The 26053-nt window shown below is 49.5% G+C and carries 18 protein-coding genes; 2 read left to right on the top strand and 16 right to left on the bottom strand.

Translation table 11 applies throughout. The annotated features are described in order from the left end of the window. The first annotated feature begins 48 nt into the window (after nucleotides 1–48). Nucleotides 49–276 carry a hypothetical protein gene (locus NDA01_RS05980; RefSeq protein ID WP_348227220.1) on the top strand — a complete coding sequence of 76 codons (228 nt, stop codon included), beginning with the start codon at nucleotides 49–51 and terminating at the stop codon, nucleotides 274–276. A gap of 65 nt (nucleotides 277–341) precedes the next feature. Beyond that, nucleotides 342–542 carry a hypothetical protein gene (locus NDA01_RS05975; protein WP_190554354.1) on the top strand — a complete coding sequence of 67 codons (201 nt, stop codon included), beginning with the start codon at nucleotides 342–344 and terminating at the stop codon, nucleotides 540–542. Here the strand turns inward: NDA01_RS05975 and NDA01_RS05970 are convergent. The 16 genes from NDA01_RS05970 to NDA01_RS05895 all read right to left on the bottom strand — a co-directional run bounded on the left by NDA01_RS05970 (nucleotide 505) and on the right by NDA01_RS05895 (nucleotide 25181). Beyond that, nucleotides 505–2163: an acetolactate synthase large subunit gene (locus NDA01_RS05970; RefSeq protein ID WP_190431182.1), complete on the bottom strand. Its 1659-nt coding sequence runs from the start codon at nucleotides 2161–2163 to the stop codon at nucleotides 505–507. The genes NDA01_RS05975 and NDA01_RS05970 overlap by 38 nt on opposite strands. Before the next feature lies 1 nt (nucleotide 2164). Next, nucleotides 2165–3532 (bottom strand): NAD-dependent succinate-semialdehyde dehydrogenase, encoded by a 1368-nt coding sequence (locus NDA01_RS05965; RefSeq protein WP_348227219.1) that lies wholly within the window; start codon nucleotides 3530–3532, stop codon nucleotides 2165–2167. Between the two features lie 461 nt (nucleotides 3533–3993). After that, nucleotides 3994–4413 carry a hypothetical protein gene (locus NDA01_RS05960; RefSeq protein ID WP_348227218.1) on the bottom strand — a complete coding sequence of 140 codons (420 nt, stop codon included), beginning with the start codon at nucleotides 4411–4413 and terminating at the stop codon, nucleotides 3994–3996. Between the two features lie 377 nt (nucleotides 4414–4790). Continuing rightward, the gene (locus NDA01_RS05955; RefSeq protein WP_348227217.1) at nucleotides 4791–5006 is read right to left on the bottom strand and encodes an Hcp family type VI secretion system effector; all 216 of its coding nucleotides are present in this window, start codon (nucleotides 5004–5006) and stop codon (nucleotides 4791–4793) included. Nucleotides 5007–5192: 186 nt separating this feature from the next. Further along, nucleotides 5193–8120 carry a zinc-dependent metalloprotease gene (locus tag NDA01_RS05950; RefSeq protein WP_348227216.1) on the bottom strand — a complete coding sequence of 976 codons (2928 nt, stop codon included), beginning with the start codon at nucleotides 8118–8120 and terminating at the stop codon, nucleotides 5193–5195. Between the two features lie 157 nt (nucleotides 8121–8277). Then, nucleotides 8278–10707, bottom strand: a complete 2430-nt coding sequence (locus NDA01_RS05945) for a GH116 family glycosyl hydrolase (protein ID WP_348227215.1) — start codon at nucleotides 10705–10707, stop codon at nucleotides 8278–8280. A 60-nt stretch (nucleotides 10708–10767) separates the two neighbouring features. Further along, nucleotides 10768–12354 carry a hypothetical protein gene (locus tag NDA01_RS05940; protein ID WP_348227214.1) on the bottom strand — a complete coding sequence of 529 codons (1587 nt, stop codon included), beginning with the start codon at nucleotides 12352–12354 and terminating at the stop codon, nucleotides 10768–10770. Nucleotides 12355–12422: 68 nt separating this feature from the next. Beyond that, nucleotides 12423–14072 (bottom strand): hypothetical protein, encoded by a 1650-nt coding sequence (locus NDA01_RS05935; RefSeq protein ID WP_242024592.1) that lies wholly within the window; start codon nucleotides 14070–14072, stop codon nucleotides 12423–12425. Between the two features lie 114 nt (nucleotides 14073–14186). Further along, nucleotides 14187–15173 (bottom strand): glycosyltransferase family 2 protein, encoded by a 987-nt coding sequence (locus NDA01_RS05930; protein WP_348227213.1) that lies wholly within the window; start codon nucleotides 15171–15173, stop codon nucleotides 14187–14189. Nucleotides 15174–15208: 35 nt separating this feature from the next. After that, nucleotides 15209–17026, bottom strand: coding sequence for a DCC1-like thiol-disulfide oxidoreductase family protein (locus tag NDA01_RS05925; RefSeq protein ID WP_348227212.1), 1818 nt, complete (start codon nucleotides 17024–17026; stop codon nucleotides 15209–15211). Between the two features lie 54 nt (nucleotides 17027–17080). After that, the gene (locus tag NDA01_RS05920; protein WP_348227211.1) at nucleotides 17081–18370 is read right to left on the bottom strand and encodes an NAD(P)/FAD-dependent oxidoreductase; all 1290 of its coding nucleotides are present in this window, start codon (nucleotides 18368–18370) and stop codon (nucleotides 17081–17083) included. 137 nt (nucleotides 18371–18507) lie between these two features. Continuing rightward, entirely contained in the window at nucleotides 18508–19470 is a 963-nt protein-coding gene (locus NDA01_RS05915) for a hypothetical protein (protein ID WP_348227210.1), read from the bottom strand. After that, nucleotides 19470–20933 (bottom strand): MBOAT family O-acyltransferase, encoded by a 1464-nt coding sequence (locus NDA01_RS05910; protein ID WP_190431193.1) that lies wholly within the window; start codon nucleotides 20931–20933, stop codon nucleotides 19470–19472. Before NDA01_RS05910 ends, NDA01_RS05915 begins: the two co-directional genes overlap by 1 nt. A gap of 145 nt (nucleotides 20934–21078) precedes the next feature. Then, nucleotides 21079–21510 (bottom strand): acyl carrier protein, encoded by a 432-nt coding sequence (locus NDA01_RS05905; RefSeq protein ID WP_348227209.1) that lies wholly within the window; start codon nucleotides 21508–21510, stop codon nucleotides 21079–21081. Next, nucleotides 21479–23287 (bottom strand): acyl-CoA dehydrogenase family protein, encoded by a 1809-nt coding sequence (locus NDA01_RS05900; protein WP_348227208.1) that lies wholly within the window; start codon nucleotides 23285–23287, stop codon nucleotides 21479–21481. Before NDA01_RS05900 ends, NDA01_RS05905 begins: the two co-directional genes overlap by 32 nt. 61 nt (nucleotides 23288–23348) lie before the next feature. Continuing rightward, nucleotides 23349–25181, bottom strand: a complete 1833-nt coding sequence (locus tag NDA01_RS05895) for a fatty acyl-AMP ligase (protein WP_348227207.1) — start codon at nucleotides 25179–25181, stop codon at nucleotides 23349–23351. Nucleotides 25182–26053 lie beyond the last annotated feature (872 nt).

Here is a 26053-nt window from a genome sequence, read left to right as displayed (position 1 = left end):
GGCTCGGATTCACAAGTCTGAATCTTCTGCTTAACTTTGTGTTTTCTAATGAGTAAATTTGCTTATCAAAATTCGGCTGACAATCTTGATATTGTTTTTTTTCAACGCAATAAAAGCAGCGAATTATCTGCTTGGTTTAGGTCTAGCAATCCTAAATGGGGTGCGTCTCTCGCAACCCAGCAAATTGATAAATCATTTAGGATTGCTATATTTCTTTTAGATAGAAAAGTACAAAATTCTTCTGATTGTGATGTGTCTCACAGCAAAATTAATTAAATCTTTATTAAATATCAAAGAGATCAACTCAGTCCGTTGTTGTAGCTTTTCACGGAGCATAACTTATGGCTACAAGTGGCGCTCCCAAACGAGACAATATTAACCAGGATGAGGTGACTAAGTTTTGGGGGCGCGAGATGACAGACCTCGCCCCCCGAGAAAAAGAACTGGTGGTGATGCTCTGGCAGAAGCTCAAGCAGCGCCGCCAGAACCCGCCCAAGTCACCAACTACATCGCACAGCTTAGATCTCCAGCTTTTTGGGTAAAGCGCAGATTTTCGCTGTAGTCCACTGGGCAATCAATCACTGCTGGAACATCCTGAGCTAAAGCGGTTTTCAAGGTGGGAATCAAATCGGTTGCAGATTCAACTCGGTAGCCTTTCAAGCCCATGCTTTCAGCCAGCTTGACAAAGTCAGGATTGGTGAATTTGACAAAGGCAGAATGGCCGTAGTAGTTCTGTTGCTTCCATTCGATTAAGCCATAGCCACCGTCATTAAAAATGATTGTGACAAAGGCGGTGCCGACTCGTAGCGCGGTTTCTAGCTCTTGGCAGTTCATCATAAAACCACCATCTCCAGTTACCGCGACTACCTTACGGTCTGGGTGCACCAGCTTAGCCGCGATCGCCCCTGGTATGGCAATGCCCATCGCCGCAAACCCATTGGAGATAATGCAGGTGTTGGGGCGATCGCAGTGGTAGTGTCGCGCCATCCACATTTTGTGTGCACCCACATCGGAGATCACCACGTCCTCTGGCCCCATGACTTGCCGTAGGTCGTAGACTAGCTTCTGGGGTTTAATGGGGAAACCGTCATCCTTGGCATACTGCTCGTAGTCAGCTTGAATGTCTGCCCGTAAGCTAATGGCATAAGGCTCTGGCTGGCCTTGGCGGTTAGAGCGCTTCAATATTTCTTCTAGAGAATCAGAAATATCTCCCACGACATCGGCGATCGGCATATAGCTGCTATCAACTTCTGCGGTGGTTTCGCCAATATGCACAATCGGAATCGTGCCGTTGGGGTTCCACTTCTTGGGTGAATATTCGATTAAGTCGTAACCAATCGCAATTACTAAGTCAGCGCGATCGAAGCCACAACTGATGTAGTCGCGCAATTGCAAACCCACTGACCACAAAGCTAAAGGATGGGTGTAAGGAATCACCCCTTTGCCCATAAAGGTATTCGCCACAGGAATGTTGAGTTCTGTAGCGAACTTAGTCAAGGTTTCGCTAGCATGTGCCCGAATTGCTCCGTTACCTACCAGAATGATCGGGTTTTTAGCATTAGCGATCGCCAATGCCGCTTGCTCAATGCTGTGGAATGAAGCGTAGACTTTCTCCATCGAGCACTTGGACAGGGGTTGCCCTGGAGCCGTCATGGCGGCAATATTTTCTGGGAAATCGATGTGAACGGCACCTGGTTTCTCGCTTTCGGCGATCTTGAACGCTTTGCGGACGATTTCTGGAGTATTGCTAGGGCGAACAATTTGAGCGTTCCACTTGGTTACGGGCGCAAACATAGCCACTAAGTCGAGGTATTGGTGCGACTCAATGTGCATGCGATCGGTGCCAACTTGCCCAGTGATAGCAATGAGTGGGGCGCGGTCTAGATTGGCATCTGCTACACCAGTCATTAAGTTGGTGGCACCAGGGCCGAGGGTGGAGAGGCAAACTCCCGCTTTCCCCGTCAAACGACCATAGACATCTGCCATAAAAGCAGCGCCTTGCTCGTGACGAGTGGTGATGAACTGAATTGAGGAATGGCTTAAGGCTTCCAGCATGTGGAGGTTTTCCTCACCAGGTAAGCCAAAAACGTAGCGAACTCCCTCATTTTCTAGGCACTTAACCAACAGTTCAGCAGTGTTGATTTGACCTGTCGTTTCACCCATGTCATTTCACCCAAACGGTTTTGATATTGACGAATTCATGAATGCCCTGAATGCCTAACTCTCGCCCATATCCCGATCGCTTAATGCCACCAAAGGGCAGGCGCGGATCGGATTTGACAAGCCCGTTAATAAATACAGCACCCGCGTCTAGTTCTTCGATCAGGCGGCTGGCTTCGTCTGCGACTTGGGTCCAAGCACTGGCTCCCAAGCCAAAAGAAGTGCTGTTAGCGAGGCGAATCGCTTCATCGATATCTTTCACCCGAAATAACAGTGCCACCGGACCAAAAAATTCTTCTTGGTCAGCAGGGGTACCAGGGGGAAAGCCGGTGAGAATTGTAGGAGCGTAGAAATTCCCAGGGCGCTCTTTTATAGGATGCCCACCCACTGGCGCTCTTGCACCTTTTTCTAGGCAAGCCTGCACCTGATGGTCTAAATCTTGCAGGATGTCAGGGGTGGCTAAGGGACCAATATCGGTGTCGAGATTCATCGGGTCGCCCACTTTCAGCGCCTGATACTGCTCGACTAAGCGGCGCTCAAACTCATCGGCGATCGCTTCAGCAATAATAAAGCGCTTGCCAGCAATGCAAGATTGGCCGTTGTTCATGAGACGCGCAGTTACAGCGGTGCTCACTGCTGCTTCTAGATCCGCACTCTCTAAGACAATAAATGGGTCACTGCCACCCAGTTCCAGCACAGTTTTTTTGATTTGCTTGCCACAAGCAGAGGCGAGACTAGCGCCCGCATGTTCGCTTCCGGTCAGGGCGGCTGCTTTGACGCGATCGTCAGCAACTAGAGCCGCCACGCGATCCGAGCCGATCAGCAACGTTTGGAACACTCCAGCCGGAAAACCAGCTTTATCAAAAACGTCTTGGATCGCTAAGGCGCACTGCGGCACGTTTGAGGCATGTTTAAGCAAGCCAACATTTCCGACCATCAGAGCGGGTGCGGCAAAGCGGAAGACTTGCCAAAAGGGAAAATTCCACGGCATCACCGCGAGCACTGCCCCAATGGGTTGATAGCGCACAAAGCTCTGACTGGCATCCGTTTGAGCGGGTACATCCGCCAAAAATTCTGCGGCATTTTCCGCGTAGTAGCGACAGACCCAGGCGCATTTCTCTACTTCAGCGATCGCTGACTTAAGAGTTTTGCCCATTTCCAGGGTCATGATTTTGCCGAAGTGCTCTTTGTTTGTCTCCAGAATTTGCGCGGCGGCCTGCATCCACTCGGCTCGTTGAGCGATCGCAGTTTTTCGATACTGCTGAAAGGCTTGATCTGCTTGCTGAAGTTTAGCTTCTAGTTCTGCGTCTGTAAGGGGTTCAAATGTCTTGAGCGTCTCTCCCGTGGCTGGGTTAATCGTTGCGAGCCCCATATCCAACCTCCCGTTGAACACAAATGAGGTAGCTCATCTAGCTCGCCTTTGCTAACTCAAATACCCCAAGTGCCTCAAGTGTCTGATTCTGCTCAATTCATAGACGCTCAATGCGTAAAAACAGACATGGAGCCAGCAGTTCTAAAAAATTCTCAGCTTTCGCAGCGTGTTGAGAAGAGGTTTATCTGCTGTAAAGAAATGGCAGTCAGTTGGATACTTGGAGGGTAAGAGATTAGTCAATGTGCTTACTAAATCAGTTGTGTAGCTACCAGCTGCTAGCACGAGTCTAACAACAAATTTCTTGAATGGCGGATATTGAGCCCTCGATCCCTATCCCAAGTAGGAGACAACCTCCAACCCGGAGGCCAGAGGTTGTTTGATCAAGATGCAGATCTGGTAAATCGAAATTAGCGTTACCTGGCAAGGCAAGATCTGAGCGGAGACCTAGGTTTCGTAAACGCTTACTTTACGGTGTTGATCTCAACTGAAGTAGAAGTTTGACTGGTGGAAGTTGTAGTCGTTGAGGGCGCAGTTGTAGAACTGGGGGGTAGCTGCGGTAGGCCTGTGCAAGCATTTGGCACTTGCCCTGCTAAACGTTGCTGCTTTTTAGCTTGGTTGAGTTGATGCACATACTGAGCCCGAGCTTGACCACGGAGTTTTCCACCTTTGTTAGAACGTAGGTTAGCAGTCTTACTCTCAGTGACTAAAGGGCTTTGTTGACAAATTGGCTGAAGATTTGGATCGGTTGAGCTAGACTGCTCGGAAATTTTCTCTGTTTTTTGCGGCTTCTGCTGCTTTTGGGGTTTGCCTTTAGCCATTGCAGGCATTGTCACGGTGGCGAGGCAGACAATGATCAGGCCCGAATACAATAATTTCTTCATGATTGTCTGGGGAAACTTAAGAATGGGTGATGCTCTAGCGATCGCGAATTGCAGCGGGAACGAAGCCTGAAACCTGAACGAAGGGAAGGGAAATCTTTCTTATACAGGAATAGACGAAGTATAAATTTATACTGTTCCTGAAGAGTAAAAAATTGCAGAAATTGCTCTCGTCTGGAAGGCTTGGCCCACAGATAAAGGCTCAGAGTCCAAGATTCAGTATGCCCAACCTCGCAGTAAAAAATAATCGCCGCTTTGTCTAGGGGGATGACAAAGGGCGATCGCTAGAAAGTATTTAATTTGCAATTGTGGATGAATCTCGGTTGAGGCTGCCTTAAAGCCTGAGTGATGGTTTCTGGCGTTGCTGCGATTGAATGTACTTACACACCAACTGATTCATCGTTAACAGAAGAATCTGAAGCATTCCAATCAACGCCCCACGAGTAAGCAAGTAGCTCCGTCCAGCTTTCAGCATCGCCATCAATGGCTCCAAAGCTGAGAAATGGATCAAAGGCACCCGCAATATCGAGTGGGGAGTCTTGCTCAGGAAATTTGTTTTTGTCTAGAAGTGCAGTTGGCTTGGAGTCTGCAAACATGGTCTTCTCTTGAATTCGTCATTCCATGTCAGCCCATGAAGTGTCGTGACACGAACTTGAGCCAATAGATATTTCTAAAGATGCGCCAAGACTCCGGACAAATCCTGTCTCGAAAGGCTAACGTGCTCCCCTTCTCAGGTTCAGTATAAATTGAGGGGAGCTGTCATGCTTACGGAGGACAAGCACTCAGTTAGTTTGCAATTGAGCTTCTAGGGTTTTAGCAATGCGATCGCGGGTTTCCTCTAAGTGAGCTTTGGTGTACGTGTCTAGCTTGCGGCCTTGTTTGCGTAAGGTATCGCTCAGCGAGCCATGTAATTGTCGTAGCTCATACCATGCTAGGGTTCGGGCATCTTCTGGAGCTTCCCTCTTCCGCAGCACCATCGCAGTTAAGAGATTCAGATGCTCGCGTTGCAGGGCGCGATTGAGGCTGGAGAATTTCATCGGCTGGTCACTAGGTCGTACCACTCCTTGCCAAATGCTGGTTTGGAGGGTGTCGAATAGTTCTGGCAGCGTTAAAGCTTTTCCAGGTTCGGTTTTGAGCTCTGTGTCTTGCAGTCGGCTCAGGCGATCGGCAGAGAGGAGATCTCGCAGCACAATGCTTTGGAGAAACAAGACGCGATCGTGAATGGGATAATCCAGATTAAACACTGGAACGTTCGTGCCCCAATGGTTCCAGCGTGAGGGCGCTAACTTGTTGAGGAGTCGGGGCGAGAACTGGAAGGACTCTTCATTGAACACATATTTCTGGACCAGGGCTAAGGCTTGCCGCTGTTTTTCCACCGGAATCGATTCTAGCGGTAAACGCCCAGCCGCATCTCCCCCGTGGTAACGACTTAAGGATTGACCACCGATAAAGTTGTTGGCATTGAGGGCGTAGCCCAAGTAGTAGAAAAAGATAGTGTCGAAGACGTCCCGAACTTCGCTATAGCTCTCTCCTGCTACGGGATAACGCTTATCGAGCCGTTTCCACATTTCACGAGCGTTGTCCATTTGCCATTGTGAGTAGAGCAAAACATCGCCACTCAAATCAAAGGCGTTTACCTCTGGATCGAGACCTGCGATGACGTCTTCGTCGGTGGCATAGGCTAGGTGAGCTTGCGGAGCGCGTTGGGCGATCGCTTGTAACCCCCGAATTTCTGCTTGCGGCACCGTCGCGACAATCGGCTTGTAACCGTACTCGATCGCCCACTCATCGTAGGGACCAATCACTTCCGTAAAATAGTCTCCCTGCTTGCCGCCTTGAGGAGCTAGGTTGGCAGCGTTGTAGTCCATCACCGAGGCGACTAAGCCCTGAGATTGGGTGAGTTTAGTATTGTTGAGGTCTTGGGGCGGAACCATTGTGCTGCCGTGGAAATTATGCCGCAACCCCAATGTATGCCCGACTTCATGAGCAATCAGCTCTCGCATGAACTGATGGATATATTTCTGCATTTCCGCCCCACTCGGCATAGCATTCTGCAACAAGGAGAGCGAGAGGTGCCCAGCCGCAAATTGGTGGGCTAGCTCCATGCCATAACAAGCATCTTGCTCGTGGGTTTGCTGCACAATCCGAGCCACCGCAGGGGGAATGGCAGGCTGAGCGATCGCAGAGTCAGATTGCATGGCCCGCAAGTAACGAGGCTGCACTCCGCCTAGGGCACATAAGTTTTTGGCAGTAGCTGGGCCAGAAGGCTGACTAGAGGGCTGACCGGAAGGTTGGCTTTGGGACACCAAGGCCTGAAAACCTTGCTTGAGATAGCGAATGAAGTTGCCATCGACAATAATGTCAGCGTCGAGAATTTCGCCTGTGAGCGGATTGACGCGAGAAGGCCCCATCGCAAAGGCGCTGTCGAAGGAGTTGAACCAGCGAATCGTGTTATAGCGAATGTCCGCAGGGTCCCAAGTGGCGTTGTCTGGCATCTGCTTGACTTCGATCGCATTCAGGAAGCCAATTTTCTCAAAGGCCCGATTCCACATCAGTACCCCTTCTTGGACTGCCTCGCGGTACTCCAGCGGCACTGTGTTCTCAATCCAGAAGACAATCGGTTGCTTAGGAGGTGACAGAGCTGCATCTGGGTCTTGTTTCTGCAAGTCCCAACGGTTGATGTAGCGGACGAACGGTTCTCGGCGGTTGTCATCCGAAAAATCTTGATAGGCAGTGATGAAGTAACCCACGCGATCGTCTGCAATCCGAGGTCGATAGGGATTGTTTTTGGGCAACTCCGAGAAGCTGTAATGAACTCGTAAGGTCAAGGCGCGGCTGTCAGGTAACGCATTGATATAGGAGGGGGCACTCTCTCCACCTCCGCCAGAAAAGCCATACACTGACTCGATTTCTACATTGAACGGAAACGCCTTGGCTGGACCGAAGTAAGACTTATTGGAATCAATGCTGTAGGGACTTTCTAGCATCCAGCTTACAACTGGAGAGAGGCTGGCAAAGTCATTGAGTAGGAGGGGACCTAAATCGACCAAGACTGTCTTGCGTTTGGGATGGATACTTTTGATCGGTAGGGACGCGAGGACAGAATCGCTAAAGGAGCGGTCAAGGGATCGCTGGAGTGGATCACCAGCACGGGTGCGGAAATAGGTGTTGGGCACCACGAAATGAATGTTCTGATTGACTCGGCGAAACTGAAAAAGAAAGTCTCCGGTGGGCAAGCCACTGTAGAGTCCGCTTTCCCCGATTCCAGATTCTAAAGTCATGGTGGCCAAGAAGTTTTGGTTCAACTGTCCTGGCTTGATTTCGGCGTAGAGTTTACCTGTCTCTTTGTTGCGGTAGAGGGTAAACAGCCCGCTGATTTTTTGAGTTTTCTTAATGACTTTATCGAAGGGTTGCAGATCTGGTAGGTCTGATGCCTCGTCTGCATCTTCGGAGGAATCGTCCGATGCGGCGATCGCGAAGGGTTTGGAGTTAACCAAGCTTTCAGCATTTCCCACTGCCTGATCCAAAGCCTGATCTATGGTTGGCTCGACCAGGGGGTGGATAGTGGCTGGATCGCTGGTTACGAGTGTGGAGTTGGGTGCGATCGCTGCATGAGTGCTGACATTGGGTTCGTAAGCCTGGACTAGACCTACTCCTACAAATAGAAATAGGCCACAGAGAAAAGCGATATAGAACGAAAACTTTTTCATTTCACCCACTACGCCCCTACTGCCAATGACGAAAAGGTGAACGGTGCCGGAGGGTAGGGAGAAACTCCTGCACCATTAAATGAAGCATTCATACTAAAGCTATCCCCAAATAACGGGGGAAATAGCGCAAATTCAAACAATCTACGGATTGTCCTAACTAGGACTCTGTATTGAATTCAGTCAGCACGCCATAGATCGCCCAAATTGCCATCGCTCGCAAATAATGGCTCGCTCGGAACGTACCATTCGCAGTGATGGCTTCGGGTGTGCGGAATTGCAAACCATGAGTATAGATTTGCTGGACTACTGCCTCGGTGAGTTGGAATGCTTCAGCCTTCCTCTCCATCTGCAGCAAAAATGCAGCAAGTCCGAAGTTAATTCCAGTCCAAACTTCCAATGGATGGGTGGCTTGGGGGTTTTCGGGAGAGCCATCGGGTTTGACTCCATTGGCCGCTCCAAATTTCCCCTCAAAGAACTTCAAGAAGCAGGCTTCGTAGACGGTGTTTAAGGCTGACTGGGCGCAGTCTAGAGGGACGACATCTGGCAAGCTGAGCAACCGCGCGTAGAATTGGCCGCAGAGCTGGTCGGCCATCACCACATCCGAGCCACTTTCACTGTCGAGACGGTAGTATTGACCATTCCAGAGTTTGGCTTGGTAGAGAGGTCGTGCTCGAACCAGCCAAGTTTGATAAGTTGCGATCGCCGCTTCAATCTCCGCATTAGAGGTATCTGTGTGCTGATTAATCAAAATCTGACCAATCGCGATCGCGGCTTCTAAGGCCGCAATCCACAAAGCACCACAGTAAGCACTAATTCCCTGCAAGCGCCAATCATCAAAGGTTTGGTCGGGAGCACCGGAGTTTTCCGGGATGCCATCGCCATCGAGGTCAAAGGTTTTGAGATAAGCCAACGCGGCTACGACCGAGGGCCAACATTCTTCTAAAAACTGAATATCATTGGCTCCGGTTAGCAGGTAATCTCGGTACACCTGCAAGACAAAATCGGAGGGCAAGTCTTTCCAGAGGTTGCAGTCTTGGTAGCTGGTGTAGTTGGTTTTCTCCCACACATGCTCGTTCGGCGCGCCTAAATCGTGCGGAGTGGCGTTGGCAATTTTCCGCAATGCTGTAGGGCTTTCTGCACCAATGGTGTAGTAGTAGCCAATCACACGAGTGCGATCGTCAGCAGCGGGGATAGCGCGGGCAAAGGCTCGCATTACCGATTTTTCTAGCTCTGGCCACAGCATCAGCAGCCCGAAGGAGCCATACAACCGCACATCTAAGCTTTCGTACCAGCGGTAGTCAATACACTCTAAGACGGCGAATTGACCGATGGGATCGCGATCGCTTGCCGCACTCCATAACGCTCCGCCATCCGTGAGGTCGTACAGCTCATTAAACAGCGCCATCTTGAACCAGTCGGGCAAATCGGCTCGCTCTAGAATCGGTTGCTGCCACGCTTGAATTTTGGCGTTCCAGTCTTCGTAGTGCTTGAGCGCAGTCCGAGCCATTGACCAGGCATTTTGCCCACTGCGACCAAAGAAATCAGTATAACGGCGGTAGTACTCCACGCCAGCAGCAAATTCAGTCACAGGGAAGTCCCAGGCCAACACAAAGGGAATCTGGCGCGACTCACCTGGGGCAAGGGTAAACCGGATGGCGATCGCTGCACCGACTTGCTCTCCTGCTGCCGCTGGGGTTTCGTCGCTACAGTCTGCCAAAGAACCGTCTTGGGCAAAGGTCTGCCAAACGTCAGCTCCGTCGCCCACGGGGTTCCAGCGGGTGTGGTAAAACACTTCCGAGGTGTAAGGAGGTGCGAGAGAAGCGATCGCCCACTGCCCCTCTCCTTCCTGCGGGTTGGCGTTAGGGTCTCGACCTGCACGATCTAGCAAGCACCCCACTCGATGACGATCTACCACCCACTGATTGAAGTTGCCCTGGCTCTCGCCTAAGCGCGGCTGGTACTCATACACGGGGCTGCCATCATCTCGCACCTGGATATCCGGTGACTTGTTGGCGTTAGTAAACCAACCCGCCATATTTTGCCAGGTCAGCATGATGCTGAGAGTGATTGGTTGATCAGTGGGATTATGGGCAGTCCATTCAAAAACTGCGATCGGATAACTGGCTTCCTGGTAGTTGTGCGCCCAAATTGGTGAGAACTGCTGACAGGTGAGTTCGGCTTGAAACACACCAGAGTAGACGAACCAACTTCTGGGATAGAGCACGTGATAGGTGCCAGATTGTTGGGGGTACCATTGCCACTCGCTGAGGCTACCGTCTGTTGGGGGTTCGGTGCAGAGGGCGTAAGCTTGAGGAGTTGCTGTGCCAACTTGCTCGAAAACACTAAACTGGCAGGCTGGAATCGATTGAAAAACGTGTTCTCCGCCGTCGATGTGCCAGAGATTGAAGTCTCCCCGCGAGGAACGACCGATACACCCAGCCCCAAAGCCGCCTAAAGGCATGCCATGCCAGGGACCATCATCTAAATTGCTAGGGTAGCGAACGGTGTAAGGCTTGTCCCAACCTAGACCAATAGGCCGTTGCCAAGCACAAGCAGAAATTGCTGAAAGAGGATGCTGATTCGTCATCTCCCGATTTTAGAGGCTGCTGCCCCACTTGAAAATTCGGGAGTTGAAATTGTGAAGAATTTACTGAAAACGATACACAGAAGTCGTGGGTGTTTCCCAAAGCAGCGTTGCATTTCCTGAAAAGGGTTTAGTCGGCGCAACCTTAAGCGCAGGCCACAAATTATCTTCTAAAAACTGGTAGTAAAACTTGGAATGTAGAGCGTAACTGCCTGGTTGACACTCAGCGGCGATCGTAAACGATTTCTTGGTGATGTATTTGTCAAGGTAACGGTATGGATGATTCACTTTTCGCCATCCTCTGATGTTGCGATCGCAAATCGTAGAACCTGCTGGTATTTGATTCAGCACTTCCACCATTTCTTGAGTAGTAATCACCCGCCTGGCTCCATACTTGCCAGACATATACTCATAGTCCATGTTGAGATTAATGCCAATTGAAACCACGATGCCTAATAGCAAAGAGAAAATCGTAATATTGTCAACCAGGGTTTTTGGTTGGGAATTAGTGCCAAATGCTGCAAGGCTGAGAACAGTAAAGATAATCGGACTAAATAAAATTGGCATTTTAAAGTGGATAGGATACACACCCGTATGGTTAGAAGCGGCGTAGAAATAGACCAACCAGGTGAAGGCTAAAAAAGCAAAGATAGTTTTGTTTCCTCTAAACTTAAAGCTACCTAGGATTAGAACTAAAAACAAAAATGTAACGGCAATAATTGTAAAGAGCCAAGAAGCATTTAGAAAATAAGCTTGTCTGCCCAATTCTGCATAGTTGAACAGAATTCTACCAATTTTCTCCCAGGGTGTATAAGCTTGGACTTCTCGGTTGGAATTGAAGACAGTGAGAAGGATTTCCTTGGTATTCACCCAGCCACGGCTGACTTCACCTTTCCAGTAAGGCAACAAACCAATGATTGCTGATATAACGGAAATAAGGGGCAGTAAGCACTGACGCGATCGCTTCCGATTTTTAGCAATAAATAAAATAGAGCTGGCAATGAAAACGACAGGCATCACAAACATGGTGCTGGAGTGAAGACTAGCCAGAATCGCTAAAACCACGCCATAAGCTGCCCAAGAAAGTATTTGAAGCTTCGTAGAAGCGTTATTTTCTAGCTGAAATTGGTAGAGTAGTGCAAAACAAACTAAAAAGAACGGAATTGGACTAGGGTTCCATTCATAGGTGCTTAAGTAAATGTCAACAAATAAGCTGCTATACCAGAATCCTGCTAAGCCTGCCAAAAACAATCGTTTTGCCGGAGTTAGATTTTCTAAAAGTTGATAGACCAAATAGATTAGAAATGGAATTGATAAAAAAGAAAATAAAGCATTAGGTAAGGCTTGAAAAACTGGCTCAGGTCCAAAGATGGTAAACGGAAATACCAAATAATAATAAAGTGGCAACGTATTATAACCGCCAATTGAAGAGGCTGGCCCTAAACTTGGCCAAACTCCTCGCCACATTTGCATGTAGATATTGGCATCTCGAACTTGATCGGGAGAGAATCCTACATCAAAAGTGTTGTACTGAAACACACTCACCACTCGGCTAAAGAAGCCAAAACCGATCGCTAGAAGAATGAGAATTTTTCCAGCTAATTCGGTTGGATTGGCTGTGTGCGTGAGGAGCAGTTTTTTAAGTCTCATTGCTAGCTCAAAAGTTATGAGTGATTTAGGTGTTGATGTAGAAGTTAACCCTGTGAACTGAAGATGATTTAAGCAACTGGAACGAACAGAGGCCGAAGATACAAGACTGTACTAACGATCGCGATCGCTACCACAACTCCCCAGATCACCCATAAAGTCTTAGCGATCGGTGCTAGCGTTGGCTGAGTTTTGGCTTGCTGACTGAAGCTAAAGGGCAGAAGGCTGATTACGTTATATTCCTTCAGGTGATCACTGATTTTTGGCGGTAGTTGGCTTGGACAGCGATCGGAGATAGAGCTATTGGCTAAGCAGGCAATATTAATCGCCCGTTGGCCCAAACGGAACTGGAGACGTGAGCCTGGTGCGCCAACTAGAGTTTGGGTTTCCTCCATTTGTCTGGGCATCGCCACTGAAGTAAGTTGAATTGCGATCGCCAAAACAATCAAACCCCGCATCACCCAAGCTGTGAGTTTTCGGCTATAAAGTAAGCGCTGAATAAACAGGGCCAGCAGGGGAATGAGCAGAAGATGAACAGAGGTGACGTGATATCTCGCTCCCCAGGCGGCATCTCCATGCCAAAATACAAAGCGACTGTAAGCCAGGAGATGCAGCCCTAAGTTAATTACGCCAGCAACTAAGTAAAACTTGAGAAATGGATGTAGTTTGCGCCATAGAACGACCCCTAAAATCAGACAGGGAATGAGGAGTGGGTCATAGAGAAAAATGCTTTTAGCGGGAGAGAACAGCGCCCCCAAAATACCGATGGAGGGATGATTGATTAACGGATAATTAGCTGGTAAATCTGGCAAGCCCTGCCATACAGGATCGGTCGTAAGTTGTTGTTGCTCGACAAATTTACCAGTCGCCCAAAAGTTACCATACCGCCAGTAGTCTAGGATGCGGCTCAGCAGGGCTAAGGGTAAAAAGCCCACAAACCAGAAGCAGACAGCTTGTGCAGTTTTAGTAAGATTACGGCTTTGGTAAAACTCACAACTGGCTAAAAAGAGTAAGACGGTGACGACGTGTAAAGTGCTGGTAGAGCGAATCAGTAAGGCTGCGCCTAAAGCTAGACCACTCAGAAGCACAAAGTAACGTTGTCGATGGTGTATATAAGCCAAAGCAGCAGCGTATCCGAGCGTCACCAACAGCAACAACTGATTGTTGTGTTGGGGGATTTGGGCGTAATGCAGTACTGTAGTCGCGAGGAACAGTGTGGCACTGGTCAGCCCAGCCACTTGCTCGTCAAAGTTAAATAAACGCAGCAGCCAGAAACAGGCCACAACAGCGGCGGCATTCAGGGGAATAAAGATTAGAAAGTTAACGGCTAAAGTACGCCACTGGAAGGAATCGATCGCAGGAAACAGCCGATGCAGTTGAGTGCCCACCCAGTCTCCAGGCAACATCAACATTGACTGCCCCACTTCATAGGCGATATACCGCTTTCCACCTGCGCCCATGACACCAAACCGGATATCGCCTCTGACCTTGGGCGTCATATCCGGCGTGATAATAACTTCTTCCGTTCCGGTCCACCAAGCATGAGCCATTTGTAGCCGCAAATCTGTGTCTAGCCCTATCGTGTCTGAGGTGACAGCGATCGCCCAGAGCGAAGCAATCAGCGCGATCGTCAGGATGGTCTTGACGGCAGTTTTTCCAGCCAATCTTGGTGGCGTATCTTTGGCCTTAGTGAGCTTGCCGAGTGGGCTGAGCCGTTGCATGTTGGTGCGCTCCAGTAGATCTCAGGGGGCTAGAACTTTGATGTAGTGGATGATGCAGTTAAGTTTTGAGTTCTGGCTGTGATGTTGTAAATCTGTGCCAGGTTTAATCTCGCCTTACTGATGGATCAACTCAGAGGTGCCTGGGGCTGGATAGGATAAATAAACCATGCGCTTGGCTTCCCGTCGTCCTCTTGCTACGGAGTCCAAGACCATGCCACAGGTCAGGCTCAGAAAAGCCAGCAGCATAACCGAGGCGGAGAGGATGGCTGTCGGAAATCGCGGCACTAATCCTGTTGCTAAGAAGGTGGACAGAATTGGAATACTCAAACTAATCGACGTGAGGGCTAAAAGGAGAAAAATTAGACTGAAAAATAGGAGCGGTCGTATCTCCTTAAACAGCAGTAAAGCAGTCCCAACAATTCGCCAACCATCACTAAAAGTTTTCAGCTTGCTGGTAGAACCAGGAGGCCGAGATTTATACCAAGTCGGTTCTTCCGCAAAAGGCATTTTTAGCTCTAGGGCATGAATGGTGAATTCAGTTTCAATTTCAAAACCATTGGATAGTGCCGGGAAGGATTTGACAAACCGCCGCGAGAAAACCCGATATCCCGAAAGCATGTCGGAAAATCGAGCACCGAATAGCATCCGGACAAAATAGGTCAACATCAGATTGCCACCCCGATGCCCGAGCCGATAGGCGGCTAGTTCGCTAGGGGTACTCCGGCGCATGCCCACCACCATATCTAATTGATGCTCCAGTAAGCGAGCAACGAGATGCCTGACGGCTCCAGCTTCGTAGGTGTTGTCGCCATCTACGATCACATAGATGTCGGCTTCAATGTCAGCAAACATCCGCCGAACCACATTACCTTTGCCAGGAATCGGCTCATAACGCACGATCGCGCCTGCTGCATCTGCGATCGCGGCTGTATCATCTACTGAGCGATTATCATAAACGTAGATTTTGGCTTCTGGCAGCGATGCCTGGAAATCCGCAACCACTTGGGCGATCGTCAACGCTTCGTTATGACAAGGAACTAAGACCGCCACACTAGATGTCAGGCGAGCTGTGGGCTGAATAGTAGGAAACTGTTGCAGCATGAGCGGATGTCCTTAAATGTGAATGATTCGTGGGGCTACGAACAGGACTGTTGCCAAGTTGTTTTTTGATCGACTGGTTGGGGTTGACCACGAGGAACGGTTTTCTCGTTTATAAAGTGGATTTCAAAGTTTTTTAGTTGCTTCAGCCCTTGATGGCGGGCATTCCAACGACGACAGAGATACTCGCCATAGTAGGGATATAGTTTCTTGCCGATACCTCGATTCAGATTAATGAAATAGGTACGCCATTGCATGTTGTGATAGATGGCGTTGCGCGTCTGCACAGTCGGTTTTTCATAAGAAACAGTGGTGCCATCTTTCAGCAAATCAACTTGTGTGCCATCCGCAAGCTGACCGGGAATCACATACCAACCATCATCTCTGGGGGGAGAAGGGGCAAAAATACTCCACGATTGATCGAGACGAGTGACGCGGCTAATCCAATCTACAGAGTTGAGTGTTCTCCGGTTAAAGACTTCGGGAGCAAAGCTGCGTAGATTCCAGATAAAGGTATAGGCAAACAGCAACAGCGTGATCAGATTCAGCGGACGGGGCGATCGCACCTCTATCGGGCGGAACTTGAGGGGTTTGGTAAACTTCCCAGCCGTGCGGCGATTGGAGGCAACAGTTTCGTAGAATTTAGTGCCAACTGACATCACGGGTCGCCATCGTAGTACCGGGGTCAGGAACTTGAATACAGGAGATAGAGAGCAAATATAGGCGATCGCTTCAAACTTGTAATGTCTACGTTCTTGCCAATCCACAACCACCCAGGAATTGTAGGTTTGCATATCTGCAAAGATGCTGGGATCTTCCTGTGCCATCAGTAAGGGGATATTGGGTAACAGGAGAAAGGTGCGGAGGAGATGAACAACTTTTTTGCAGAAGCCACATTCACTGTCGTAATAGATCCGTAACCCTGCTCGCTCTGGCGTATACAGGCGTTTACCCCAACTATCCCAAACTTCACTAGGAATAAACACCAGCCAGCAAAAGATACTCAGAACCGGAAAGATGCCAATCTGAAGGCTGAGACCAAAACCGATGTGCAGCGAGATAAACGTGAGAATGGTGACGCAGCGGAACCAAGTTGTGCGGAACGGCACGAAGAGAAATAACGGCCCAATCCACTCCAGCCAGAGTGTGCTTAAGGTGAAAAAAGTGAGTAAAGGTGGGAACTTGAGCAGAAATTGACCAAAATGAGTTGCATACTGGTCAAAGCTCAAGGCATAGTAAACTGCGTTTCCTTGCGGCCACCAAATCGGGCTAGTGGTTTTGAAGGCGGCAGAAAACCAATAGACAAAGCAGATTTGCAGAGTGAGCGCTAAGGTGGCTCCCGAAAGGATGCGCTTAGGTAGTGGCTTGGGAGAAGTGTTGAGGGCGCGCTCAATGGAGTAGTAGGCTCCCAGCGGTAGAAACATGCACCAAAATAACAGCGCTCGCAACACATCATCAGCCGCGAAGATTAGCGCTGGATTGCGGTTATGGAGGGAGACGACCAAGGCCCAGGAGGCGATCGCAGCGAGGCGAGTTTGGTAGCCCACCAAGAGCGCTAAAGCCATGCAGCCAGCCAGCAAGAAGATCAAGGCTTGGACGAGGGGCTGACCGCTGATGGTATGAATGGACCAATACCCTGGTTTCCATAATTCCTCTGTTAAGAGCGATCGCGGCAACACACCTGCATCGGTGTAGTGAGCTACTAGATCTCCCGAACGAATGAACAAATCTGTGAGTAGCAGTAGGGCGATGCCGATGCGAAAGAGAGCTAAGGAACGCAGGTCTAAGCCAAACAGTTCTTCTAGCTTGCTCCTGGTTTTGATTAAAGATTTGGGTTTTTGCGCCTCAGCCACCATACTTCAACCTCAGAAAAATCTTTTGTTAAGTTCGCGGAGATCTCGTTGTTATTTTTAGTAGGGCAAACGTCGAGGATAATTAGTGACCGTGCGTCGCGATCGCCTGGTTAATCGCTGCCAAGCTTGGCGCACAGGCTGTCGAGTTGGGGTGGGCAACCAGCGCAGGAGACCACTCGCCAGCCAATGCCCCATGACTCGCAAACGATGGCGCACCGTTGGCATGCGTTGGAGATAAATCCAATGGCGCATTACACAGGCGATCGCGCCTTGTAAGGTGAGACCAAAGCTACAGACCACAGCGGCGTTGGTACCCAGCGTTAACATCTCTCCTAAATGCAGATAGCGAAATGAAAGCAGTGGCTTCTCTGTCATCACAGCCCGGAGATTACGAGCAGCACAACTGGCTTGTTGGTAAGCGGCTTGAGCAGTCGCCGGAACCAGCGGTCTTCCCGCATCTTGAATCGCGGCTAAATCTCCCAGCGCAAATACCTCTGGATGATCTACAAGTTGCAGCGTGGGTAACGTCAGCAGTTGCCCTTGGGTATTTTGTTGGCAAGGGAGATTCCGGACCCAATCGAGCGTTTGGGTGCCAGCAGTCCACAAAACTAAATCTGTATCTATCGTGTGGGTTTGCTTTTGCTGGGTTAACGTGATGTGGTTGGCCGCGATCGCCTCAATGCCAGTGTTTAGCTCAACCTGTATCCCTCGTTGTCGTAAGGCTTTGTAAGCTGCTGCTCGACTAGCACCTGAAAAAGTTTTGAGGATGCGATCGCCCCGCTCAATCAGCCGCACCTGGCCTCTAGTCTTGAGGCGATCGGCTAGTTTACAAGCGAGTTCTACGCCATTCGGCCCTCCTCCCACCACCGTAACTCGGATGTGATGTTGCCTGGATGCTTCCAGAAACCGCAATCTCTCCTTTAAATGCACAGCATCCGCCAAGGAGCGAAAAGGAGCAGCATGTTCTACAGCGCCAGGGATGCTACCTAAGCAAGTTTCTCCGCCTACCGCCAAAACTAGATAATCATAGGTGAGAGAGTCACCATTACAGAGATAAACATAACGAGCTGTTAAATCAATGCTAGAAACGGCTTCCTGGCAAAATTCAATCTTGTTATGTGCCAGCAGTTGTCGATAGGTCGGTGCAATTTCCCAAGCCTGTAGTTCACCTGTCACCAACTCATAAAGCAGCGGCGTAAATAGAAAATGATCTTTCGGTTCAACCAGAGTGATTTGATAGTTTTTTAACTGCGATCCTAGGGTGCGCTGCAAATATAAGGCTGTATAGAGTCCCCCAAATCCTCCTCCCAAAATACAAATTTGTACCGGACCTCGACCCGGACGCAAAACGGAAGGGGTTCCAGGTTGATCTGCAAGCCTATTTTTTTTGCAGTACATCATCTTTTCCACCAATAGGGTTAGCAGCGCTGACAGCCTGAGGGAGCAGAACGGATTATTCTTAGCTCTGTTGCAAAGGGCGATCGCTATTGCGAAGGTTGATTGATCGGTGATGATGCAATTTGATCTCCCATCACTTGCTTAAATTGTTGGGCTAGCTCGACCGAGCGTATTCTTCTAGCAGGTTGGTTGAGGTGGTAATGGGTATCGGCAAAAAAGCTAGAGTCTGTTTTGAGATTGAAGGAAGTTGGGTCGTGAAGCAGCGGTGCGATCGTCGCTAGTTTAGTCGCGGTTTTCTGCACATTCTCAATCGTTTGTGGGTCATCACTGGCATATAGCCAAGGTAGTCCCAAGACTAAAGTGGCTCCTTTGGCTTCTACTTCTTCGCGAAACTGCACAATGCGCTGATAGGCGTAGTCAGAGATGGGAGCCTTGATTTTCATCTGCCACCACTTAGACTTGGTGCGCTGCTTCAACACCGTCGGGTCGCCATTCTGGGTAATCGGGTCAGAGTAGTAACCTGTTAGCTTGCCCTTCTCCACCACATCTAGAGAGGATTTGGTCAAAGCTCGCAAAGTTGGAGCGCCCACCATCAACGTGTCTTGAGCCAGCTGCTGAGTAGGAATCCTGCCTAACCCAGGCTTACCGATCGCGATGCCAAACTGACCAGAGCGATCGCCAAAGCCATCCTCATCTAGTAGCAGTAAGTATTCTGGGATTAGCAGCACCACATCTCCGGGACGAATCTTATCCTTGACGCTGGGGAGAATCACATCTAAACCAATCGGGCCATCTAAGCCCAGATTCAGCACGGGTCTTCCTAACTCTTGCTGCATCACCCCAGCATCAACTGTGTAGTGCGCCCCCGAGCCACCTAAGATCAAGACTCGCTTGGGTCCCTGCACTTGATCAGCTAAGGCCATCTTTTGCTCATACATGATGCGTAGCCAGCTCAGTTCACCGCCATAGCGGGCGTTGTAGATGTAGCCAGCCGTCCAGGCTAAACCTGCGATCGCAACCCAACTGGTGAGGTTTAGAAGTTTCCGCATTAGAACTCAAAGTAGATAAACTGCGAGGGAGTATTGGCAGCCAGTAGAACCGTCAAAGCGAGTAAGGCTCGTGAGACCCAAGGAGAAGTGAGCAAGTCATATTCAGACTCACGTTTTTGCCAAACTGCTATATGTTCAAGTAACAACACTAAAGTTGCGAGTCCCAGGGTTAAGGCCAAGACGGTGGCTTCATTACCGCTGAAAGAACTAAAAGCACTGCCAATGTTGGCAAAAGAGTACGCTCCTGGACTGACCAGAGTTTGTAGCTTGGTGGCTAAACGATGCACATTGGTCTCCATGAAAAACAGACATCCCAAGATGACTGAGCCAAAGGTCAAGATCCAGGAAATGAACTGAGGCATGAACAACCGCTGACCGACAAAGCTGTAAAAAGGCCGCCCCGCATAGCGCAGGACTAACAATAGTAGACCGTGATAAGCACCCCAAAGGATAAAGTTCCAGGCGGCACCGTGCCAAAATCCCGAGAGAGTAAAAGTCAGAAACAAAAAGAAAGGTGCCCACTGTTTCCTAGAACCCATCAGGGGTAGAAACACATAATCTCGGAACCAAGTGCTAAGAGTGACATGCCAGCGTCGCCAGAATTCGTTAATGCTTTGGGAGGTGTAAGGAGCCAGGAAATTGGTAGTGAGCTTGACTCCTACAAACTTGGCCAGACCCAAGGCCATAAAGCTGTAGCCAGCGAAGTCAAAATAAATTCTTAAAGTAAAGAGATAAGCCGAAAACCAGACTAGCCAAGCATTACCTGTCTCTTCCAAGTCAATATAGGGAGAGATGTTATCGGCAAGGACAAATTTCATGAATAGGCCAAGGGAGAGCCAACGTAGACCTGCCTCAAAGTTATCCAGCGTGAATTTAAAGCGAAACGCTTCAATTTGGGGGAAGAAATCGGCTCGGCGTTCAATCGGACCTGCAACAACTTGGGGAAAGAAGGAGACAAAGTTGACATAATCAACGATTCCAATGGGGCGCTTCTTCTTGCTGGTAAAAGAGTCAACCACAAAGGCAACCATCTGAAAGGTATAGAAGGAGAGACCCGGTGGAATCGCCCCCATGCCTGGGATTCCACCTTGCGCCTGCCAACTAGTAGCAACCCCCGGTAATAGCAGCCCTAGGACATCCTCTACAAAGAAGTTGAGGTACTTGAAGTAAGCAAGGATGGCAATATCGATCGCAACTAAGCTAGTAGCGATCATCTTGGCTTCCCATCCTTGGCGACGCAGCATCAGCCGTACCAGGATGTAGTTAAAAATAAGTTCGCAGGCAAAGATGATAAAGCTAGAGCGCGAGGCATTGACAAACAGGAACAATGACATCGCTGCTAAGCCAACACTGTCAAAAGAACCTCGCCAGAGGTTGAAGTATTGGCCAATCCAGCGAACCGTGAAAAAAGGAATACTAAAGAGCAGTAATACCCACCAGAAGGAGAACTCTGAGAAGTTCAATTAACCCATCCTCCCCAAGCTGCAATTCATCCGTTCCAAACCTTGACCAAGCTTGATTCAGAGATTGATCAGTAGAATCTGAGAAAGCCTTAAAAATCCCGCTTGGTTTTACATCAGCCACACATTTAGGCTCTCAGGTCGTCAACTAGCTACCACTAATGCGATTCCATAAGCCACCCCAACCAGAAGATTTCTCCGCCTTCTCTGCGGGAGCATTGAGGGCTGGCTCAGCTTTAGCGCCGCTCAGTGCGGCAGCAATGTCAAACTCTTGCACTAAGAAGTTCGCGGCCTTCTCAACCGTGGGGTAATCCCACAAGAGAGTAGAAGGAAGTTCTAGTTCAAGCCAGTCTTCTAGCTCTCCTACCAGAGTTACTGCATCAATAGAGTCGAGACCATAACGAGTAAGCGGCTCTTGCACCTTAATGTTTTTGGGATCAAGAGATAGCTGCTTGGCCAATTGGCTGACTAGCCACTGTTGAATTGCTTCGACCGGAGAAGCCTCAATCGCCTGGCTGGTGCCTGCATCAATTGGGCTCAAAACTTCGCTAGGCTTGTAGCTGGAGTTCTGAAGTTGCATTGGTTTGATCCCCTTGTACTTTAGATGTTGCTAACTGAAAAGGAACAATAGAGAAGAGTTTGTCTTCTTGGTAGAGCCGTAGTAGCTCTTGAGCGATCGCTTCGTCGTTAATCCGAGAAGCAAGACTGTGAGCAGGGCGGAACTTCAGCGCCAAGCGTCTGAGACAAAGCGCTAGCCATTCTCCCTGGGCAAAAAAGGCACCGAGATGATGGCGGTTGTGGAGCCACATCTGCACACAAGCGGCACCTGCATGTAAGGCGCAATACTGTTTTGCTAGGTCAAATAGTTCTGGCGATTGGTCATGCCCAAACTCAAACGTAGAATGCTCCAAGCTGTGATCGAGAGTGCTGAGTTCCTCTAAAAGGAGATGCGTGAAACCTCCGATTTGCTCTAATACCGCTGGTGTGAGATTTGCATCTGTCTCTAAGGTTTGCAGTTGTGTCAGCGCTAGCTCCAGACCTTGTAAGACATCATCTACACCCCGACTAAACAACTCCAGTTTGCGACCGTCAAAGGTAGGCACTGGTTGATCTAAGGAGAAACAAGCAGCAAGACGGGATTGCAATGCTTCTACGTTTTTTCCACGTTGACGCGATCGCTGTTTTGCCAATTGGCGTAATTGCAGCAGCAGGGCATGTAAGTTCACGACCGTACTGCCGTCAAAGACGCTAATGATGGCGTTGTCTCTCACCACTTTTTGGAAGATGCCCCAATCATGTGCATCCCGCATGTAGTAGCGCGCCCCCAGCACCACTGAGATATCTGCCACCATGCCCTCTAGCTGGGTGGTGACGAAGTACTTCACGACGGCTGACCAAACACTAAACTGCTCAGGCACCACATGGAAGCCTCTAGCAGCACCGATGGTGGCGCAATCGCAGATCAAGATATCTAGAAAAGCATCCACTAGAGTTCGCCGAGGCTGTGGCATGTCAAAGACTGTTTTGCCGTAAAGCTGGCGGTTCAAAGCAAAGTTGAGTGTGGTTCTCAGGGCGGTATCTACGGCTCCCTGGGAGAAAGCAGCACAGAGAGTCCGAGTTACCTGGAATCCTTTCAGCGCCCACTCTAGACCCGCTCCCTCGGCTCCAATCCGGCTGGATTCTGGGATAAAACAATCCTTGAAGCCAATGCCGCTCATATCCGATCCACGAATCCCGTGAGTCAGGATTTTGGGCAGGTTGTAGTAGGAGTTGGGATCGAGTTGTTTTTTCTCCACCATGAAGAGCGATAAGCTGCGGGCTCCACCGGATTCATCGGTTTTAGCCAGGACAAAGGAGACCCCAGAGATCGTGGCTCGGTTAATCGGCCACTTCTCCCCATTCAGCAGATAGCCGCCTGGAACCTTGGTAGCTCGCACATCACTGCCGACCAAATCACTGCCGTGGGCGCGTTCTGAGTAGGCGAGGCACATCGCGCCATTATGGTCTTTGATAAAGCTGGCTAAGCGTTGTTTTTGTTCATCGGTGCCTGCCATCCAAACTAGATAAGACCAGAACAAGGTAGTGAAGCTGATGGCAGTCGTCAGATCCCGCCGAGACATAACTCGAACAAAGGCGACAAACTCCTCAAAGGAGGTGAACTCGCCGCCGCATTCGGTTGGGATGTAGTAATGATTCAACTTCCAGTTGTAGAGCCAGTTGAGCAGAGCTTCAGGAAATTCTTCTTGCTCGTCTAGCGCTACAACCTGTTGAAAAGACATCACGCTATCTGGATTGCCAGGATCTCCGAGATCTCGTTCCAGGGCTTCCGCGACCCAGTATTGTTTGAGTGAATGCATGACATTCTCCTTGGAGCGATCGCAATGTGAGCAGAGGCTACAGTAGAGCCGTAGCCAGGGTTTAGTGAGTGGTTTGGATGCGCTGAAGGAGAGAGTTGACATCTCCTTGCAAATGGCGGAAGTTAGACCGAATTTGGGGATTCTCGCTCCAGTCTGCTAAGACTTCTAGTTCTCCAGCCAAGAAGCTAGACCGACAAGCTTGGCGCTGAATCTTGCCACTGGAAGTTTTGAGAATATTGCCTGGTTTAACGAGGACAACCGCATAAACTTGCAGCTCATGTTGCTCAGCGATCGCCTGTCGAATCTCACTGATCACCTCATCGGCATCCAGGTTTTGAGCTTGCCGCTCAACTTCTTGCACTACAACCAGCCGTTCTTCTCCCTCAAGCTCGACGGAGAAGGCTGCACCGTAGTCAGGGCGCAGAGCTGGGCTCACTTCTTGCACTGTCCACTCAATGTCTTGGGGATAGTGATTTGTGCCTCGGATGATGATCAGGTCTTTGATGCGACCCGTGATGAATAACTCCCCATTTTGCATAAACCCTAAGTCGCCGGTGCGGAGGAAGGGGCCTTCTTCGGTGTCCTGCAAGTAAGCCTGGAAGGTCGCTTTGGTTTCGTCGGGACGTTGCCAGTAGCCTTGAGCAACACCGGGATCTGAGACCCAGATTTCGCCGACTTCGTCCGCTGCACAACGAGTTAGAGTTTGAGGGTTGGCGATCGCCACTTGAGTCTCACAGACTAAACGCCCACAACTGGCGATCGTCCGGACTCCTTCTGTTTGGGTCGGCGGTACCAGCACGATGCGATTTTTCTCGATCGCGGCAGCCTCAACCGTACAGATGACAGGCGAAGTGCGGACGGGGCTGGTAGAGACAAGCAAAGTGGCTTCGGCTAGTCCGTAAGCGGGCGCAAACGCATGCCACTGAAAACCGCAAGGAGCAAATGTTTCATAAAAGCTTTCCATGACCCTCGGGTTAATCGGTTCGGCAGCGTTGCCTGCTCCTTGCCAACTGCTGAGGTCTAGCGTTTCTAGTTGAGCGGGAGTGACTCGCCGGACACATTGGTCGTAGGCAAAGTTGGGGCCTTGGCTATGGGTGGCTCCATACCGTGAGATAGCTTGCAACCATCGGACGGGCTGTTTAATAAAGGCAAACGGCGACATCACATAACAAGGCGTGCCGTTGTAGAGCGGCTGAGTTAACCCTTCCACCAAACCGTAATCATGGAAGTAAGGCATCCAAGTGACGGTCACGCTCTCTGGAGTATATCCACAAGCTCTTTGCAGATATGCCGAGTGAAACATGAGATTTTTGTGGCTGATCATCACCCCTTTGGGTGTAGAAGTCGAGCCAGAAGTATATTGCAGATAAGCCAACGTGTTGCTGTTCACGTTGGGGTCTTGCCACTGCTCTGCCAAGGTGAGATCTACCTGCTCGGTGTCGATCCACCGCATACTTTGAAACTCAGGAAATTCCAATCCTGCATTGGCCAAGATATCGAAGATACGGCTGGTGGTCAGCACAACCGAAGCTTGAGCATCTTTGACGATCGCTCGTAACCGAGGCAATGTCCGCTTCAGACGACTGCCATCTGGAGGCGGTACCGGGATAGCAATCACTCCGGCGTAGAGACACCCACAGAAGGCTGCGATTACTTCCAATCCTTGAGGATAGAGCAGTAAAGCTCGTTCTCCTTGAGCTTGGTATTGTTGCAGCAACGCTCCGATGGCGCGGGCTTGACGATCCAGTTCGGCATAGGTGAGGGTAGGTCCTGCCGTTTTGCCATCAACCAAAAATGTGTAAGCGTGGCTTTCGGGCTGTTGTTGCGATCGCCAACGCAATAACTCGATTAGTGTAGAAAACTCAACAGTGGGTTGAGAAAGACATTGGGTCATCTCTAGACTCCGCAAGGATAGAAACCAACTCTAGGGAGTTCCTCGGTTACGCTCTGGCCAAAGTTGGGATTTTAAGCTTTTTATTATGGGAATTTACTTAAGCCCTACAGTGAACAAGACCTAAGTTGCTTCTCTAAGTAGATACTGAACTTACGTGCAGATACTGGCATACCAAAACTAGCGATCGCCAGTCTTTTAGATTAGATTTATCAAAAAAAAATTTTTTCATACTCCTAAAGAGTGAGATATTGCCTCAGTGAGTCCCCCAAAACCAGCATTTTGGGGCAATCTGAGTTCAACCAGAAATCAAATTTTGCTTGAAAGAAATATAAAGTTTCTGTATAGTTACCGAATTTTGTGGTCGAAAGTACAGTTAACTCTGCTAAATACATGCTCAGAGTAGATAACGAATCCTCGGTAATTACGTAAACATTTCTTAATCAAGCAGTGCCGATCGCCTGAGATGGATATCTTCTCAGCCTGGCGATCGCCCACTTGAGCCTAAAATCGCTAGGAAAAGCCCTGCTCTAGCTAGTAATACGGCTTTTAGTGGCTAATTAGCTCACCTGGCTGGGGTTAAATCTCTATTTAATTTTCAAGTTGCAGTAAAAGTACTTAGGTTTTTGGCTGAACCATGAAGCCTGTCTGAAGCGCGCCTTTCCGGCTGTTGTCACTACAACAAAATTGCACTTCCAGCCAGCAATTAAACAAGTACTTAGCACAGCAGCCGTAAATTCACTAAGTTCTCTATCCATCGATAAAGACCGAGAAAAGAGATGTTGAGCGGCAAAGCAGCCTAAGTGATTCCAGTCCTGCCTTTCCGGTCAAGGTGCAGTTTTAACGAACCTCAAACTTGCTAACTGAGATTAGCT

It is taken from the genome of Trichocoleus desertorum AS-A10 (assembly GCF_039962155.1).
Lineage (GTDB): Bacteria > Cyanobacteriota > Cyanobacteriia > FACHB-46 > FACHB-46 > Trichocoleus.
This window is presented reverse-complemented; position numbering and strand designations above follow the sequence as displayed.

Coding starts and splice junctions, on each gene's coding strand:
- NDA01_RS05970 (WP_190431182.1), bottom strand. CDS start 2,163: ATGGGTGAAACGACAGGTCAAATCAACACTGCTGAACTGTTGGTTAAG.
- NDA01_RS05930 (WP_348227213.1), bottom strand. CDS start 15,173: ATGCTGCAACAGTTTCCTACTATTCAGCCCACAGCTCGCCTGACATCT.
- NDA01_RS05960 (WP_348227218.1), bottom strand. CDS start 4,413: ATGAAGAAATTATTGTATTCGGGCCTGATCATTGTCTGCCTCGCCACC.
- NDA01_RS05955 (WP_348227217.1), bottom strand. CDS start 5,006: ATGTTTGCAGACTCCAAGCCAACTGCACTTCTAGACAAAAACAAATTT.
- NDA01_RS05900 (WP_348227208.1), bottom strand. CDS start 23,287: ATGCATTCACTCAAACAATACTGGGTCGCGGAAGCCCTGGAACGAGAT.
- NDA01_RS05895 (WP_348227207.1), bottom strand. CDS start 25,181: ATGACCCAATGTCTTTCTCAACCCACTGTTGAGTTTTCTACACTAATC.
- NDA01_RS05925 (WP_348227212.1), bottom strand. CDS start 17,026: ATGGTGGCTGAGGCGCAAAAACCCAAATCTTTAATCAAAACCAGGAGC.
- NDA01_RS05950 (WP_348227216.1), bottom strand. CDS start 8,120: ATGAAAAAGTTTTCGTTCTATATCGCTTTTCTCTGTGGCCTATTTCTA.
- NDA01_RS05945 (WP_348227215.1), bottom strand. CDS start 10,707: ATGACGAATCAGCATCCTCTTTCAGCAATTTCTGCTTGTGCTTGGCAA.
- NDA01_RS05980 (WP_348227220.1), top strand. CDS start 49: ATGAGTAAATTTGCTTATCAAAATTCGGCTGACAATCTTGATATTGTT.
- NDA01_RS05905 (WP_348227209.1), bottom strand. CDS start 21,510: ATGCAACTTCAGAACTCCAGCTACAAGCCTAGCGAAGTTTTGAGCCCA.
- NDA01_RS05915 (WP_348227210.1), bottom strand. CDS start 19,470: ATGCGGAAACTTCTAAACCTCACCAGTTGGGTTGCGATCGCAGGTTTA.
- NDA01_RS05965 (WP_348227219.1), bottom strand. CDS start 3,532: ATGGGGCTCGCAACGATTAACCCAGCCACGGGAGAGACGCTCAAGACA.
- NDA01_RS05935 (WP_242024592.1), bottom strand. CDS start 14,072: ATGCAACGGCTCAGCCCACTCGGCAAGCTCACTAAGGCCAAAGATACG.
- NDA01_RS05940 (WP_348227214.1), bottom strand. CDS start 12,354: ATGAGACTTAAAAAACTGCTCCTCACGCACACAGCCAATCCAACCGAA.
- NDA01_RS05975 (WP_190554354.1), top strand. CDS start 342: ATGGCTACAAGTGGCGCTCCCAAACGAGACAATATTAACCAGGATGAG.